Annotated in this window: 13 protein-coding genes; 6 read left to right on the forward strand and 7 right to left on the reverse strand. The window is 68.2% G+C overall.

Annotated elements, in window-relative coordinates:
- The first annotated feature begins 42 nt into the window (after positions 1 to 42).
- A complete protein-coding gene (purH, locus tag SFC76_RS05065; RefSeq protein WP_322848389.1) occupies positions 43 to 1,605 on the forward strand; it encodes a bifunctional phosphoribosylaminoimidazolecarboxamide formyltransferase/IMP cyclohydrolase in 1,563 nt (520 codons plus the stop codon).
- A gap of 51 nt (positions 1,606 to 1,656) precedes the next feature.
- Here the strand turns inward: purH and SFC76_RS05070 are convergent, their stop codons facing one another.
- From SFC76_RS05070 to SFC76_RS05080, 3 genes are all read right to left on the reverse strand, one after another.
- Positions 1,657 to 3,171: a lipopolysaccharide biosynthesis protein gene (locus tag SFC76_RS05070; RefSeq protein WP_322848390.1), complete on the reverse strand. Its 1,515-nt coding sequence runs from the start codon at positions 3,169 to 3,171 to the stop codon at positions 1,657 to 1,659.
- 133 nt (positions 3,172 to 3,304) lie between these two features.
- A complete protein-coding gene (gene polA, locus SFC76_RS05075) occupies positions 3,305 to 6,061 on the reverse strand; it encodes a DNA polymerase I (protein ID WP_322848391.1) in 2,757 nt (918 codons plus the stop codon).
- A 131-nt stretch (positions 6,062 to 6,192) separates the two neighbouring features.
- A complete protein-coding gene (locus SFC76_RS05080) occupies positions 6,193 to 7,272 on the reverse strand; it encodes a serine hydrolase (protein WP_322848392.1) in 1,080 nt (359 codons plus the stop codon).
- 209 nt (positions 7,273 to 7,481) lie between these two features.
- Here SFC76_RS05080 and SFC76_RS05085 point away from each other — a divergent pair, with 209 nt between their 5' ends.
- Entirely contained in the window at positions 7,482 to 9,266 is a 1,785-nt protein-coding gene (locus SFC76_RS05085) for a thiamine pyrophosphate-requiring protein (protein WP_322848393.1), read from the forward strand.
- A gap of 18 nt (positions 9,267 to 9,284) precedes the next feature.
- Here SFC76_RS05085 and nadB read toward each other — a convergent pair whose 3' ends face one another.
- Both nadB and SFC76_RS05095 read right to left on the reverse strand, forming a co-directional pair.
- Positions 9,285 to 10,877 (reverse strand): L-aspartate oxidase, encoded by a 1,593-nt coding sequence (gene nadB / locus SFC76_RS05090; RefSeq protein WP_322848394.1) that lies wholly within the window; start codon positions 10,875 to 10,877, stop codon positions 9,285 to 9,287.
- The gene (locus tag SFC76_RS05095) at positions 10,874 to 11,797 is read right to left on the reverse strand and encodes an ABC transporter ATP-binding protein (RefSeq protein WP_322848395.1); all 924 of its coding nucleotides are present in this window, start codon (positions 11,795 to 11,797) and stop codon (positions 10,874 to 10,876) included. Before SFC76_RS05095 ends, nadB begins: the two co-directional genes overlap by 4 nt.
- A 117-nt stretch (positions 11,798 to 11,914) precedes the next feature.
- Here SFC76_RS05095 and SFC76_RS05100 point away from each other — a divergent pair, with 117 nt between their 5' ends.
- Together SFC76_RS05100 and tldD are read left to right on the forward strand one after the other, a co-directional pair.
- Entirely contained in the window at positions 11,915 to 12,148 is a 234-nt protein-coding gene (locus SFC76_RS05100) for a zinc-finger domain-containing protein (RefSeq protein ID WP_322848396.1), read from the forward strand.
- A gap of 18 nt (positions 12,149 to 12,166) precedes the next feature.
- Positions 12,167 to 13,597, forward strand: coding sequence for a metalloprotease TldD (gene tldD, locus SFC76_RS05105; RefSeq protein WP_322848397.1), 1,431 nt, complete (start codon positions 12,167 to 12,169; stop codon positions 13,595 to 13,597).
- 7 nt (positions 13,598 to 13,604) lie between these two features.
- On the opposite strand, the gene SFC76_RS05110 is transcribed toward tldD, so the two are convergent.
- Both SFC76_RS05110 and SFC76_RS05115 read right to left on the reverse strand, forming a co-directional pair.
- Positions 13,605 to 13,901, reverse strand: coding sequence for a CcdB family protein (locus tag SFC76_RS05110; RefSeq protein ID WP_322848398.1), 297 nt, complete (start codon positions 13,899 to 13,901; stop codon positions 13,605 to 13,607).
- On the reverse strand, positions 13,901 to 14,137 hold the full coding sequence (locus SFC76_RS05115; protein WP_322848399.1) for a type II toxin-antitoxin system CcdA family antitoxin: 237 nt from the start codon (positions 14,135 to 14,137) through the stop codon (positions 13,901 to 13,903). Before SFC76_RS05115 ends, SFC76_RS05110 begins: the two co-directional genes overlap by 1 nt.
- A 73-nt stretch (positions 14,138 to 14,210) precedes the next feature.
- Between SFC76_RS05115 and SFC76_RS05120 the strand changes: the two genes are divergently transcribed.
- A complete protein-coding gene (locus SFC76_RS05120; protein WP_322848400.1) occupies positions 14,211 to 14,417 on the forward strand; it encodes a DUF2007 domain-containing protein in 207 nt (68 codons plus the stop codon).
- 133 nt (positions 14,418 to 14,550) lie between these two features.
- Complete coding sequence (locus tag SFC76_RS05125) at positions 14,551 to 14,889, forward strand: P-II family nitrogen regulator (protein ID WP_137898404.1); 339 nt, start codon at positions 14,551 to 14,553, stop codon at positions 14,887 to 14,889.
- Positions 14,890 to 14,899: the final 10 nt, after the last annotated feature.

Here is a 14,899-nt window from a genome sequence, read left to right on the forward strand (position 1 = left end):
TTCCGCCGCTAGGGGGACGCGCGACTGCCGCAAAGGAAGACCATGTCCACCATCTCCATCAAGCGCGCCCTGCTGTCGGTCTCCGACAAGACCGGCATTGTCGAGCTTTCTCAAGCACTTGCCGCGAAGGGCGTCGAGCTGGTTTCGACCGGCGGCACCGCTAGAGCGCTGCGCGACGCCGGCCTCTCGGTGCGCGACGTCAGTGAAGTTACCGGCTTTCCCGAGATGATGGACGGCCGCGTCAAGACGCTCCACCCGATGGTCCACGGCGGCCTGCTCGCCGTCCGCGACGACCCCGAGCATGCCGCGGCGATGGCCGACCATGCGATCGGCGCGATCGATCTGGTCGTCGTCAACCTCTACCCGTTCGAGGCGACCGTCGCGCGCGGCGCCGACCGCGACACGGTGATCGAGAATATCGACATCGGCGGCCCCTCGATGGTCCGCTCCGCCGCCAAGAACCACGCCTATGTCGCGATCGTCACCGACCCCGCCGATTATGCCCTCGTCGCGGCCGGCGAGACGACGCTCGATCAGCGCCGCCTGTTCGCCGCCAAGGCCTTCGCCGCCACCGCCAGCTACGACGGTGCGATCGCACGCTGGTTCGCCACCGTCGATCAGGCCGAGGCGTTCCCGGCGGTGCTGCCGGTGACGATGACCCGCGCCGCCTCGCTCCGCTACGGCGAGAACCCGCACCAGTCCGCCGCCTTCTACACCAGCAACGACGGCGTCCGCGGCATCGGCCAGGCGCGCCAGGTGCAGGGCAAGGAGCTGAGCTACAACAACCTCAACGACGCCGACGCCGCGCTCGAACTGGTCGCCGAGTTCCGCGACGCCGCGCCGACTTGCGTCATCGTCAAGCACGCCAACCCCTGCGGCGTCGCCACCGCATCCAGCCTCGCAGCGGCCTATGCCGAGGCCTTCGCCTGCGACACCGTTTCGGCGTTCGGCGGCATCATCGCAGTCAACCGCCCGCTCGACGCCGCGACGGCGAAGGCGATCACCGGCATCTTCACCGAGGTCGTCGTCGCCCCCGATGCCGACGAGGAGGCGCTCGCGCTGTTCGCCGCCAAGAAGAACCTGCGCCTGCTGCTCACCGGCGATCTGCCCGATCCGGCGCGTGCCGGTCTGTTCGCCAAGTCGATCGCCGGCGGCTGGCTGGTGCAGGGCCGCGACAATGGCACGCCGGGCGAGCTCAAGGTGGTGACCAAGCGCGCACCGACCGAGCAGGAACTGGCCGACTGCCGCTTCGCCTGGACGATCGCCAAGCACGTCAAGTCGAACGCGATCGTCTACGCCAAGGACGGCGCCACCGCCGGCGTCGGCGCGGGCCAGATGAACCGGCTGGAATCGGCGCGCATCGCCGCATGGAAGGCGAAGGACGCCGCCGACAAGGCGGGCTGGATGACGCCGCGCACGATCGGCTCGGCGGTCGCCTCGGACGCCTTCTTCCCCTTCGCCGACGGCTTGCTCGCCGCGGTTGAGGCGGGGGCGACCGCGGTGATCCAGCCGGGCGGATCGATCCGCGACGAGGAGGTGATCGCCGCCGCCGACGCCGCCGGCCTCGCGATGGTCTTTACAGGCATGCGCCACTTCCGCCACTAAAGCCTGTAGCCCTCCCCTTGCGGGGGAGGGCTACAAGTCCCGGAAAAGCACCTACCGGACCGGCGATCCCACGTTGGGCAAGGTTGCCTCCTCGGCATTGGGCATCTTGCCGAACAACGCCCGGTCGGCTGGGCCGAATGCCCATTTCCACAGCACGAACAGATAGGTCGCCGCGATCGCCGGTTCGCCGCCGGCGAGTTCGAGCCATTCGAACCGCGGCGGCAGCGCGGTGAACAGCCCACCCACCAGAGTCGCCGCGACCACCGCCCACAAGAGCGGCCAGCGCCACGGCGACACCGGCGCGGCGAGGATGCGGGCGAGCAACGTCGCCTTGGCCACCGACGTCAGCGCCACGCTGACCATCAGCGCCACCGCCGGCCCCGCCGCTTGCCACGTCGTCGGCCAGCCGAGCCGCCGCATCGCGAAGATCAGCGCGAAGCTCAGCGCGATCTGCACCGCGAGCATCACCACCGAGATGATCAGGTTGCGATGCCGCGCGGTATAGACCAGCGCCGATTCGCATACCGCGCCGGTCGAGGCGAGCACCTCGGCGGTCAGCAGGAAGCCCAGCGCCGCGCTGCCCGCGACGAATTGCGGCCCGACCACGCCCATCACCGCGCCAGCAGGGATCGACCCCATCAACGCAAGGCCCGCCTGCGCCGCCATGATCCAGAACGCGACCTGCCGCACCTGATGCGCGATCGCGGCGCGGTCGTTGACCGCGAGGCTCTTGGTGATGACGGGACCGAGGATCGGGTCGAAGCTGGTCTTGAGCTTCTGCGGCAGGGAGGCCACCTGCTGCGCCATATAATAGATGCCGACGATCTTCGGCTCGAACATCACGCCGAGGATGAACCGGTCGACGTTGCGGCTGCCCCATTCGAGCGCGTCCGCGCCGGCGAGCGGCGCATTGGCGCGGGCGAGCGCGAAGAGCTGCCCAGGATGCGGCGACCAGCCGCGCGGCAGGCCGTAGCTGCGCAGGAACGGCACGAAACTGGCGATCAGCGCCGCGGTCATCGACGCGACATAGGACAGGACCAGCCCGTCCTTGATCGTGAAGAAGGAGAAGACCCAGGCGGCGATCGAGATCGTCCACGGCTCGACCACGGCGCGCGCGGTCACCGCCGCCTTGACGTCGTGGCGATAGGCGAGCGCCGACAGGCTGACGTCGGACCACGCCACCGCGACGATGATGCACGGCAGGAAGCGGTCGAGCCCGGTGACCTGCGTATTGGCGTACATCACCTGTGGGAAGGCGATTAGCACCGCGCTCGCCGCGATCGACAGGATGAAGGCGAGCGCCAGCGCATCCCAGACGACGCAGACATGCGGCTGGTCGGACGACGACAGCGCCTGCGCGAGCCCGCGCTTGAGCCCGAGCGTCGCTACGAGGGCGGCAAGCTCGACCACGACGACGGCGAGCGCGAAGCGGCCGACGAGGTCCGGGCCGTAGAGGCGGCCGGCGATGAACAGGAACGGGATGCGCGCGGCGAGGCGCAGCACGAAGCCGGCGATATTGGTGCGACCGCCCTTGGCGAGCGCGTCGATGTCCTTCGATTCGGTCACGGGTTGGCGATCGTGAGCGTCTCGCACCCAACCTCACCCCACCGGCGCCGCGCGCCTCCCTCCCTCTCCCGTCGGGAGAGGGCGAAGACGCCAAGGGCGGCGCAGGGTGGGGGTGAGTGCGAGACGGTAGCGATCAATGCGCCGCCCCCCAGCTCACGCCCGTCCCGATCTCGATCCCGAGCGGCACCGACAGCGTCACCGCCGGCTGCGCCGCCTCGGCCATCACGCGCTCGATCACCGGCTTGGCCGCCTCGACATCGCCCTCGGGCAGTTCGAACACGAGTTCGTCGTGCACCTGCAACAGCATCTGGACGTTGGGCAGACCCGCGGCGAGCAGTGCCGGCTCCATCCGCACCATCGCGCGCTTGATGATATCGGCGCTAGTGCCCTGGATCGGCGCGTTGATCGCGGCGCGCTCGGCGCCCTGCCGCTCGTGCTGCACCTTGCTGCGGATGCGCGGAAAGTGCGTCTTGCGGCCGAACAGGGTGGTGGTGAAGCCGCGTTCGCGCACGCTCTGCGTCGTCTCGGCGATATAGGTGTTGATGCCGGGGAAGCGCTCGAAATAGCGGTCGATCATCGCCTGCGCCTCCTCGGCGCTGACGTCCAATCGTCCGGCGAGGCCCCAGCGGCTGATGCCGTAGAGGATCGCGAAGTTGATTGTCTTGGCGCGGCCGCGGGTGTGGCGGTTGACCTCGCCGAACAGCTCCATCGCGGTCAGGCTGTGGATGTCGTCGCCATTGGCGAAGGCGTCGCGCAGCGCCGGCACGTCGGCCATATGCGCCGCCAGCCGCAGCTCGATCTGCGAATAATCGGCGGCGAGGATGACGTTGCCCGGCTCGGCGACGAAGGCGTCGCGGATCTGGCGTCCGACCTCGGTGCGGATCGGAATGTTCTGGAGGTTTGGTTCGGTCGAGGACAGGCGCCCGGTCTGCGCGCCAGTGAGGCTGTAGCTGGTGTGGACGCGGCCCGTCTTCGGGTTAATCTGCGCCTGCAACGCGTCGGTATAGGTGCTCTTGAGCTTTGACAATTGTCGCCATTCGAGCACGCGCGCGGCGATTTCGGCGCCCGGTGAATCCTTGTCGGCGGCGATCCGCTCCAGCTCGGTGACGTCGGTCGAATAGACGCCGGACTTGCCCTTGCGGCCGCCCTTGATGCCCATCCGCTCGAACAGCACGTCGCCCAATTGCTTGGGGCTGCCGATCGTGAACGGCGCACCGGCGAGGCCGTGGATCACCGTCTCCAGCCCCGCGATCTGGCCGCTGAATTCGGCGGACAGGCCCGACAGCCGCTCGCGGTCGACCTTGATCCCGCGCATCTCCATCCGCGCGATCACCGGCACCAGCGGCCGATCGACCATCTCGTAGACGCGCGTCGCCTCTTCAGCAGGCAGCCGCGCCTTGAAGCGCTTCCACAGCCGATAGGTGACGTCGGCATCCTCGGCGGCGTAGCGCGTCGCCGCCTTCAGATCGACCTCATGGAAGCCGCGCTGCGTCTTGCCGGTGCCGACCACGTCCTTGAACGCGATGCAGCTGTGCGAGAGGTGCGTCGCCGCCAATTCGTCCATGCCGTGGCCGTGCAGCCCGGCGTCGAGGTCGAAGCTCATCACGATCGTATCGTCGTGCGGCGCGATCGCGATGCCGTGCAGCCCGAGCACGATCATGTCGAACTTGAGATTGTGCCCGATTTTGAGCACCGATGCGTCCTCACAGAGGATCTTGAGCCGGGCGAGCGCCGCGTCGCGTTCGATCTGCGGCGGCGTCTCGCCGAACAGGTCGCTGCCGCCATGGCCGAGCGGGATGTAGCACGCCTTGTTGGCGCCGAGCGCGAGGGAGACGCCGACCAGATCGGCGCCGGTCGCATCGGTGCCGGTCGTCTCGGTATCGATCGCCACCCAGCCCTGATGCTGCGCCTGCACGATCCAGCGGTCGAGCGTCTCGACGTCGACCACGGTTTCATAGGCGTCGTGCTCGCACGGCGGATCGGCCTCATAGGGCACGGAGGCGGGCGCGGGGACGGGATCGTCGGCGACCTGGCCCAATTTGGCGAGCAGGGTGCGGAAGCCGTGATGTTCGAGGAAGGCGCGCAGCGGCGCGTCGGGGATGCCCTTGAGTTCGAGATCCTCGAGCGGTTCGGGCAGCGCGACGTCGCAGCGCAGCGAAACCAACTCGCGGCTTAGCCGCGCCATGCCGGCGTGCTCGATCAGATTGTCGCGCAGCTTGCCCTTCTTCATCCCCTCGGCGGCGGCGAGGACGGATTCGAGATCGCCATGTTCGAGGATCAGCTTGGCGGCGGTCTTCGGGCCGACGCCGGGGACGCCGGGTACGTTGTCGACGCTGTCGCCCATCAGCGCGAGCACGTCGCCGAGCTGCGTCGGTGCGATGCCGAAGAACTTCTCGGCGACATGCTCCGCGCCGAGCCGGCGGTTGTTCATCGTGTCGTAGAGGTCGAGACCCGGCTCGATGAGCTGCATCAGGTCCTTGTCGGAACTGACGATCGTCACCGACCAGCCCTGCGCCAGCGCCGCCTTGGCATAGCAGGCGATGATGTCGTCCGCCTCCAGCCCCTCGGTCTCGATACACGGCAGCGAGAAGGCGCGGGTGGCGTCGCGGATCATCGGAAACTGGGGGACCAGATCCTCGGGCGGCGGCGGCCGGTGCGCTTTATACTGATCGTACAGATCGTTGCGGAAGGTCTTCGACGATTTGTCGAGGATCACCGCCATATGCGTCGGCCCCTCGGCCGCGTGCAGCTCGTCGGCGAGCTTCCACAGCATCGCGGTATAGCCATAGACGGCACCGACCGGCTCGCCGTGCTTGTTGGTGAGCGGCGGCAGGCGATGATAGGCGCGGAAGATATAGCCCGAGCCGTCGACGAGATAGAGATGGGGCATCGTGGTGGCGTTTACCCGATCGGCCGGGCGGCACCAACCTCTGCTTGGGGGGCACGCCGGGTTTGGCGGAGTGTGGCTTTGGGGTAACAGAGCCTTCGTCATCCCGGCGAACGCCGGGATGACGAAAGGGGTCAGGCTCCCGTCGCCCCGCCCCCGGCGTAACTCGCCACCGCCGCGGCGACCGACTGGATCAGCCGTTGGCGCTCCTGGATCGGCCGTCGCGAATCGCCGATCATCACCGCGATCGCATAGCGGCGCCCGTCCGGCGCGGTGAGCAGGCCGACGTCGTTGAACCCGGCGTTGCGGCCGCCGAGGTCCTGACCGGTGCCGGTCTTGTGCGCGATCTGCCAGCCGGCGGGCAGGGCCGCGCGCAGCCGGGCGCGGCCGGTGACCGAGGCGCCCATCGTGTCGAGCAGGATGCGGGTCGAGGTTTCGGTGAACAATTCGCCCCGCGCCAGCCGCGACAGCGCGTCGGCGATGGCGAGCGGCGCGGCGCCGTCGGGGGGATCGTTGACATAGGCGTCGAGCGCGGCGGCGCGCGCCTCGGGCGAGAGGCGCGAGCGTGCCGCTTCGAAGCCGCCGCCGACCGCCATCGCCTGGCTCCACGTCAGCCCCGCGGTCTTCGACTGGAGCAGCCGCTCGCCGGGGCCGAAGCGGATGTCGCCCAATTGCTTGCGCTCGATCATCGCACGCACCGCGGCGGGACCGCCGACATAAGTGAGCAATCGGTCGTTGGCGGTATTGTCGCTGTGCGTCAGCGCGCGGGTGAGCAATTCGCCCACCGTGGTGTGATAGCCGTCGCCCTTGACCAGCATCGCGATCGGCTGGTGGAACAGCGTCAGATCCTCGGGCCGCACGACGACGGGATCGTCGAGCCGCGCCTTGCCCTGGTCGCGCAGGTCCATCAGCGTCATCGCGACCCACAATTTGCTCACCGACTGCTGCGGCAGGCGGGTGCGCGCGCCCGGCGAGGTCACCGTCCAGCCTTCGTCGACCGCGCGGATCGCGATGCCGAACTTGCCGTCGAAATCGCGTGCGAGCGCGTCGATCGCGCCGGTCAGTTGCGCGGGGGCAACGCGGCGCGGCGCCGGGGCGGCGGCGGGGATCGGGATCGACACCGCGAGCGCCGGCGTCTCGGCCGGAGCGGGGCCGCTGCCGATCGGGCGCGAGGTCGAGCCGCAGCCGGCGAGGGCGGCGCAACTGGCGATCATCAGGATCGATCGGGCCGGACGGCCATACGCTATCATACTGGAGTAGGGGCCTCAGCTGGCAAGGCGATGATCCTTATCCGAGGAACGGTGCGGAGGAACCGGCGATCGGGTCGGCTGCGACGAACCGCGGCACCGGTACGGCGAATCGCGGGGCACTATTGCCGCGGCCCGTCCGTTACTGCCCCAATCGAGCAATCAGGACGACCGCCATGGCACAGATGACCAGCGACTTCTTCGTGGACCGGCTGAAGGCGTGGGGCGTGACCCGCATCTACGGCTATTCGGGCGACGGCATCAATGGCGTGCTCGGCGCGCTGCAACGCGCGGAGAAGGCGGGCGAGGGCATCGAGTTCATCCAGGTCCGCCACGAGGAGATGGCCGCATTCATGGCGAGCGCGCACGCCAAGTTCACCGGCGAGCTCGGCGTCTGCCTGGCGACCGGCGGCCCCGGCGCGACGCATCTGCTCACCGGCCTGTACGACGCCAAGCTCGATCATGCCCCGGTGCTGGCGATCGCCGGTCAGGCGGAGACGACGGTGCGCGGCGCGAGCTACCAGCAGGAGCTCAACCTCGACCGCATCTTCGCCGACGTCGCCGATTACGTGCAGGAAGCGACCGCGCCGGCGCAGGTCCGCCACGTCACCGACCGCTCGATCCGCATCGCGGTGGCGGGCAACGGCGTCGGCGTGATCGTGCTGCCCAAGGACGTGCAGGACGAACCCTATGAGGACCCCAAGGTCCAGCACGGCTTCACCCGCTCGGGCGTCGGCTATAGCCGGCCGCTGGTCGTGCCGCAGCCGCGCGACCTCGCCCGCGCCGCAGACGTGCTCAACGCCGGCGAGAAGGTCGCGATCCTGATCGGCGCGGGTGCGCGCGATGGCGCCGAGGCGGTGGTGCGCGTCGCCGATCTGCTCGGCGCGGGCGTCGCCAAGGCGCTGCTCGGCAAGGACGTGCTGTCCGACGAACTGCCCTTCGTCACCGGCGCGATCGGACTGCTCGGCACCAAGCCGTCGTGGGACATGATGCAAGGCGCCGACACGCTGCTGATGATCGGCACCGGCTTTCCCTGGGCGGAGTTCCTGCCACCCGACGGCAAGGTGCGCGCGGTGCAGATCGACGTCGACGCCGGCATGCTCGGGCTGCGTTACCCGACCGAGGTCAATCTGCACGGCGGCGCGCGCGAGACGCTGGAGGCGCTGATCCCGCTGCTCGACGCGAAGGCCGACCGCGGCTGGCGCAGGGAGATCGAGGCGGGCGTCGCCGACTGGTGGCAGACGCTGGAGGCGCGCGCGATGGCCGAGGCCAAGCCGGTCAATCCGCAGCGCGTGGTGTGGGAAATGTCGCCGCTGCTCCCCGCCGATGCGATCGTCACCTCGGACAGCGGATCGTGCTGCAACTGGTATGCGCGCGACTTCAAGCTGAAGCAGGGGCAGCGCGCGTCGCTGTCCGGCGGGCTCGCGTCGATGGGGGCGGCGGTGCCTTATGCGATCGCGGCGAAGTTCGCGCATCCCGAGCGGCCGGTGGTGGCGCTGGTCGGCGACGGGGCGATGCAGATGAACAATCTCGCCGAGATGATCACCGTGCAGAAATATTGGCAGCGCTGGGCCGATCCGCGCTTCATCGTCTGCGTGTTCAACAACGAGGACCTCAACGAGGTGACGTGGGAGCAGCGCGTGATGGAGGGCAATCCGCGTTTCCCGACGACGCAGGACCTGCCCGACGTGCCCTATGCGCGCTTCGCCGAATTGATCGGGCTGAAGGGCATCTTCGTCGACAGGCCGGAGGATCTCGCTCCGGCGTGGGCGGCGGCGCTGGCCTCCGACCGGCCGGTGATCCTCGAAGTGAAGACCGATCCCGAGGTCGCGCCGCTGCCGCCGCATCTGACGCTGGCGCAGGCCAAGGCGTTCATGTCGTCGATGGCCAAGGGTGACCGCGGCGCCGGCCGGGTGATCGCCGAGACGGCACGGCAATTGTTCAAGGAAGTGACGGGATAAGGGCGCCGGCCGCGGCCGTCAGGGCACCAGCACCGTATCGACCGCCTCCGGCAGCGTTTCGGGATAGTCGAGCGTGTAATGCAGGCCGCGGCTCTCGTGCCGGTGCAGCGCCGAGCGGACGATCAGCTCGGCGGTCTGCAACAGGTTGCGCAACTCGATGAGGTCGGGCGTGACGCGGAAATGGCCGTAATAGTCCGCCACTTCCTCGGTGAGCATCTGGATGCGGTGCTGCGCTCGCTCCAGCCTTTTGGTGGTGCGGACGATGCCGACGTAATTCCACATGAACCGCCGAATCTCGGTCCAGTTCTGCTTGATCACCACCTCTTCGTCCGAATCGGTGACGCGGCTCTCGTCCCACGGGCGGATCACCGGCACGGCGGGCAACGCATCCCAATGCGCGGCGATATGATCGGCACATGCCTCGCCGAACACGAAACATTCGAGCAGGCTGTTCGAGGCGAGCCGGTTGGCGCCGTGCAGCCCGCTCTCGGTGCACTCGCCCGCGGCATAGAGGCCGGGCAGGTCGGTGCGGCCGTCGCGGTCGATGACGATGCCGCCGCAGGTGTAATGCTGCGCGGGCACGACCGGGATCGGCTGCGTCGTCATGTCGATGCCGAGGCCGAGCAGTTTCTCGTGGATGTTGGGGAAATGGCCGCGGACGAACTCGGCGGGCTGATGGCTGATGTCGAGGTGGACGTAATCGAGGCCGTAGCGCTTGATCTCGGCGTCGATGGCGCGCGCCACCACGTCGCGCGGCGCCAGCTCCGTCCGCTCGGCGTCGTAATAGGACATGAAGCGCTTGCCGGTGGTCGGGTTGATCAGCCGGCCGCCCTCGCCGCGCACCGCCTCGGTGATCAGGAAGTTCTTGACCTCGAGATGGTAGAGGCAGGTCGGATGGAACTGCATCATCTCCATGTTGCTGACCCGCGCGCCCGCCCGCCACGCCATCGCGATGCCGTCGCCGGTCGCGCCGCGCGGCGCGGTGGAGAAGAGATAGGTGCGGCCCGCGCCGCCGGTGGCGAGCACCGTCGCCTTCGCCGTATAGAGCGTGACGCGGCCGGTGCCGCGGTCGACCGCATAGACGCCCCAGACGTTGCCCGCGCCCGAATAACGCTGTTCGTGGCGGCTGGTGGCGAGGTCGATCGCGACCTGATCGGGGACGAGCGTGATATTCGGATGCGCCTCGGCGGCGCGTTGCAGCGCCTCCTGCACCGCCCAGCCGGTCGCGTCGGCGACATGGACGATGCGGCGATGGCTGTGGCCGCCTTCGCGGGTGAGGTGGAGCGCATTCCCTTCCGTGGCGAAGGGGACGCCGAGCTGGGTCAGCCGCTCGATCGCCGCAGGGGCGCCCTCGACGACGAACTCGACGATATCGCGGTCGTTGAGGCCGGCGCCGGCGACCATCGTATCCTCGACGTGATGCTCGAACGTGTCGCCGGGTTCGAGCACCGCGGCGATCCCGCCCTGCGCCCAGGCGGTCGACCCTTCGTTGAGCGCCCCCTTGGCGAGCACGGTGACCCGGAACCGTTCGGCGAGGTTGAGCGCCGCGGTGAGCCCGGCGGCGCCCGAGCCGACGACGAGCACGTCGCTGTTGCGGGTTGCTTCGGTCACGCGTTGCTGGCGCGGGTCAGGCTGAGGAACACGTCCTCCAGATCGGGCTCCTTGGTCGAGACGTCGACGATGCCGAACCCGTCGTGCTGGACCGCGGCGAGCACTTCGCCGGCGTTGACCCGATCCTTGGCGTAGGTGATCTCCAGCGTCCGCATGCCCTTCAGCACGATCTTGCCGAAACAGGCGTTGACCGGCAGCGTCGCGACGTCGCGGTCGACGGTCACCGCCACCACCTTTTCCTGCGCCTTGCCGACCAGTTCGCGCGTCGGCTCGTTGGCGATCAGCTTGCCGTGATTGATGATCGCGATCCGGTCGCACAGCTCCTCGGCCTCCTCGAGGTAATGCGTGGTCAGCACCACCGTGACGCCGGCCTGGTTGAGCTGGCGGACATAGGCCCAGAGCTGCTGACGCAATTCGATGTCGACGCCCGCGGTCGGCTCGTCGAGCACCAGCACCGGCGGCGAATGGACCATCGCCTTGGCGACCATCAGCCGGCGCTTCATGCCCCCCGACAGCGTGCGGGCATAAGCCTTCGCCTTGTCCTCCAGATGCACCGCGCGCAGCAATTCCATGCTGCGCCGCTGCCCCTTGGGGACGCCGTACAGGCCCGCCTGGATCTCCAGCGTCTCGATCGGCGTGAAGAAGGGGTCGAACAGGATCTCCTGATTGACGATGCCGATCGACGCCTTGGCGTTGCGTGGCTGCGCGTCGATGTCGAAGCCCCAGATCTCGGCGCTGCCCTCGGTCTTGTTGACGAGGCCGGCGAGGATGTTGATCAGCGTCGACTTGCCCGCGCCGTTGGGGCCGAGCAGGCCGAAGATCTGCCCCCGCGGTACGTCGAAACTGACCCCGTCGAGCGCGCGCTTGCCGCCCTGATAGGTCTTGCAGAGGTTCTGGATGCGGATCGCGGCCTCGGTCATGCAGGCGGAATACGCCGATGGCCGCGGGGTGCAACCCATTCCTCCCCGCCGCGGCGCTCCCCCCCTCCGCGCCGGGGAGGATTGAAGCGGCTCGCGCGTCTTGCTATCCGCCTTTCCATGATCCCGCCGCCCGAAACCATCCGCGTCTCGCAACGCCGTGTCGCCTGTGACGGCGCCACCGATATTCCGGGTGGCGCCGCGCTCGGTCATCCCCGCGTCTTTCTGCAGATCGATGACGAGGGTTATGTCGATTGCGGCTATTGCGACCGGCGTTTCGTATTGATCGGCGGCCCCGCGGACGGCGCGGACCAGTCGAAATTGCGCGATCACCCGGATGGCGCCAGCGTTTAACGCCCCTATATCGGGGGCATGACTGTAGCTGCCGATCCCCGCTCGTTCCTCTACCGCGACGCTCTGTCGCCCGACGCCGCGCTCCGCCTGACCGCGGATGCGCTCGGCCGCGCCGATGACGGCGAATTGTACCTGCAATATCGCAAGGCGGAGGCGTTCGGGTTCGACGACGGCCGGCTGAAGACGGCGAGCTACGACACCAATGCGGGCTTCGGCCTGCGCGCGGTGTCGGGCGAGATGACCGCCTTTGCACATGCCAACGAACTGTCGGAAGCGGCGATCCGTCGCGCCGGCGAGACGATGGCGCTGATCGACCCGACGACGCGCGGCAAGGCGCCGCCGCCGCAGGGCAACAATCGTCATCTCTACACCGATGCCGATCCGCTCGACCTGGTGCCCTTCGCCGACAAGGTGAACCTCTGCCAGACGATCGACGCCGCGGCACGGGCGCGCGATCCGCGCGTCGCACAGGTGTCGGTGGGATTGTCCGGCACGTGGAGCGTCGTGGAGATCGTCCGGCCGGACGGCTTCGTCGCCACCGACGTGCGGCCGCTGGTGCGGCTCAACATCCAGATCGTCGTCGAGCAGAACGGCCGCCGCGAGACGGGGACGTTCGGCATCGGCGGCCGCTACCTCTACGACCGGCTGTTCGACGAGACGGTGTGGAATCGCGGCATCGACGAGGCGCTGGCGCATGCGCTGGTCAACCTCGAATCGGTGGCGGCGCCGGCGGGCGAGATGACCGTGCTGCTCGGGCCGGGCTGGCCGGGGATCGTGCTGCACGAGGCGATCGGCCATGGGCTTGAAGGCGATTTCAACCGCAAGGGCACCAGCGCCTTCTCGGGGCGGATCGGCGAGCGCGTCGCGGCGCCGGGCGTCACCGTGGTCGACGACGGCTCGATTGCCGACCGGCGCGGCTCGCTGTCGATCGACGACGAGGGCACGCCGACGTCGGAGACGGTGCTGATCGAGGACGGCATCCTCAAGGGCTATATGCAGGACCGGCTCAATGCCCGGCTGATGGGCGTCGCGCCGACCGGCAACGGCCGCCGCGAGAGCTTCGCGCATGCACCGATGCCGCGGATGACCAACACCTTCATGAAGGGCGGCACCGACGATCCCGCCGAGCTGCTGAGCCGGGTCAAGCGCGGCATCTTCGCCAAGAGCTTCGGCGGCGGGCAGGTCGACATCGTCTCGGGCAAGTTCGTGTTCTCGTGCACCGAAGCCTATCTGATCGAGAACGGCCGGATCGGCGCACCGATCAAGGGCGCGACGCTGATCGGCGACGGCCCGACGGTACTGACCAAGGTCGCCGGCATCGGTAACGATTTCGCGCTCGACGAGGGCATCGGCGTGTGCGGCAAGGGCGGGCAGAGCGTGCCGGCTGGCGTCGGACAACCGACGTTGCTGGTCGATGGGCTGACGGTGGGCGGCACGGCGACGGGGTGATCCCGGATCACACGCCCGTCAGCATCATGTCGAAGGCACGGATGATATCGAAGCGATAGGCGGTCAGGTCCGCCACCTTGGTCCGTAATTCGCTGCGGCTCAAGGCGGCGGCGAATTGCGTGACCATCGCATACAAACCGCCCTCGATATCGAAGACCGGGTTGAGGTGCGCGCGACGCGGGGGTGCCTGGTCGAGCGGGATCAAGGGCACGACAAGGCGGCTGCCGAGCAACCCCAGCGAATCCGCCTGACAATCGAGAAGCAACTGGCCGTCCGGCGTGCGATACACGTCGAACTGCGCCATCAGAAGAGCCGATACTTTTCCAGCGGCAACCCGTTCTTCTCGACCCAGCGGTTGACCGCTTCCGCCCAACCGCGATTGTCCTCCTGCCAGCGACGATCCAGTTCGCGTTTCAGGGCGGCGCGCAGGGTTTCGAGATCGTCGTCATGCGCGACGCCGAAGCGCACCGCTTCGGCGCGGACCTCGGATTCAATCATGCGGCGCGTGCTTTTCGACGGCAGGTCGAGCGTGCTTGCCATGGCCGGATGATATGCACGATGGTGCGAAGGGTCAACGCACGCCCCTGTCGGTGCGAACGATGCAAGGAAGCCGATGAGCCTCGTCGAACTGGGTCGCTACGACCGCAATCTCGCCAATATCATCGTCGGGCGGCTCGATTCCGAAGGGATCGACGCGATCGCTTTCGATGGCGGGGCGAGCATCGCCGATGGCAGCTATCTGTTGATTCCGGTGCGGGTGATGGTCGACGACGAGGATCTCGGCGCGGCCAAGGCGATCGTCGACGCTGCCCAAATTTAAGGCACAATGCCGCAGCTGCACAATAATCTAACGCATCGAAGCCCAGTAGCGTCACGAACTGCCCTGTAATCACGTCGTTTCGCATCTGGCATGATGGTTGCGATGGGCTTCTCGGACAATCGAGGGGGCAGGGATGAAGCTGGTCATTGCGATCATCAAGCCGTTCAAGCTGGACGAGGTGAGGGAAGCGCTCACCACGTTGGGCGTGGCGGGGATGACGGTTACCGAGGTCAAAGGGTTCGGTCGCCAGAAGGGCCAGACCGAAATCTATCGCGGCGCCGAATACAGCACCAACATGGTGCCCAAGATCAAGATCGAGGTGGTCTGCCCGGGCGATCTCGCCGACCGCGTGGTCGAGGCGGTGCAGGCGTCGGCGAACACCGGCGCGATCGGTGACGGCAAGATCTTCGTGCTCGACGTCGGCCAGGCGGTGCGCATCCGCACCGGCGAAACCGACGATTCGGCGCTCTGAGGGGGGTAAC

The sequence above is a fragment of the Sphingomonas sp. CD22 genome, assembly GCF_034556155.1.
GTDB lineage: Bacteria > Pseudomonadota > Alphaproteobacteria > Sphingomonadales > Sphingomonadaceae > Sphingomonas.

What these genes read in the sequence shown, in the direction of transcription:
- purH (WP_322848389.1), top strand. Translation starts at nt 43, where the DNA reads ATGTCCACCATCTCCATCAAGCGCGCCCTGCTGTCGGTCTCCGACAAG.
- polA (WP_322848391.1), bottom strand. Translation starts at nt 6,061, where the DNA reads ATGCCCCATCTCTATCTCGTCGACGGCTCGGGCTATATCTTCCGCGCC.
- SFC76_RS05080 (WP_322848392.1), bottom strand. Translation starts at nt 7,272, where the DNA reads ATGATCGCCAGTTGCGCCGCCCTCGCCGGCTGCGGCTCGACCTCGCGC.
- SFC76_RS05085 (WP_322848393.1), top strand. Translation starts at nt 7,482, where the DNA reads ATGGCACAGATGACCAGCGACTTCTTCGTGGACCGGCTGAAGGCGTGG.
- SFC76_RS05095 (WP_322848395.1), bottom strand. Translation starts at nt 11,797, where the DNA reads ATGACCGAGGCCGCGATCCGCATCCAGAACCTCTGCAAGACCTATCAG.
- SFC76_RS05100 (WP_322848396.1), top strand. Translation starts at nt 11,915, where the DNA reads ATGATCCCGCCGCCCGAAACCATCCGCGTCTCGCAACGCCGTGTCGCC.
- tldD (WP_322848397.1), top strand. Translation starts at nt 12,167, where the DNA reads ATGACTGTAGCTGCCGATCCCCGCTCGTTCCTCTACCGCGACGCTCTG.
- SFC76_RS05110 (WP_322848398.1), bottom strand. Translation starts at nt 13,901, where the DNA reads ATGGCGCAGTTCGACGTGTATCGCACGCCGGACGGCCAGTTGCTTCTC.
- SFC76_RS05115 (WP_322848399.1), bottom strand. Translation starts at nt 14,137, where the DNA reads ATGGCAAGCACGCTCGACCTGCCGTCGAAAAGCACGCGCCGCATGATT.
- SFC76_RS05120 (WP_322848400.1), top strand. Translation starts at nt 14,211, where the DNA reads ATGAGCCTCGTCGAACTGGGTCGCTACGACCGCAATCTCGCCAATATC.
- SFC76_RS05125 (WP_137898404.1), top strand. Translation starts at nt 14,551, where the DNA reads ATGAAGCTGGTCATTGCGATCATCAAGCCGTTCAAGCTGGACGAGGTG.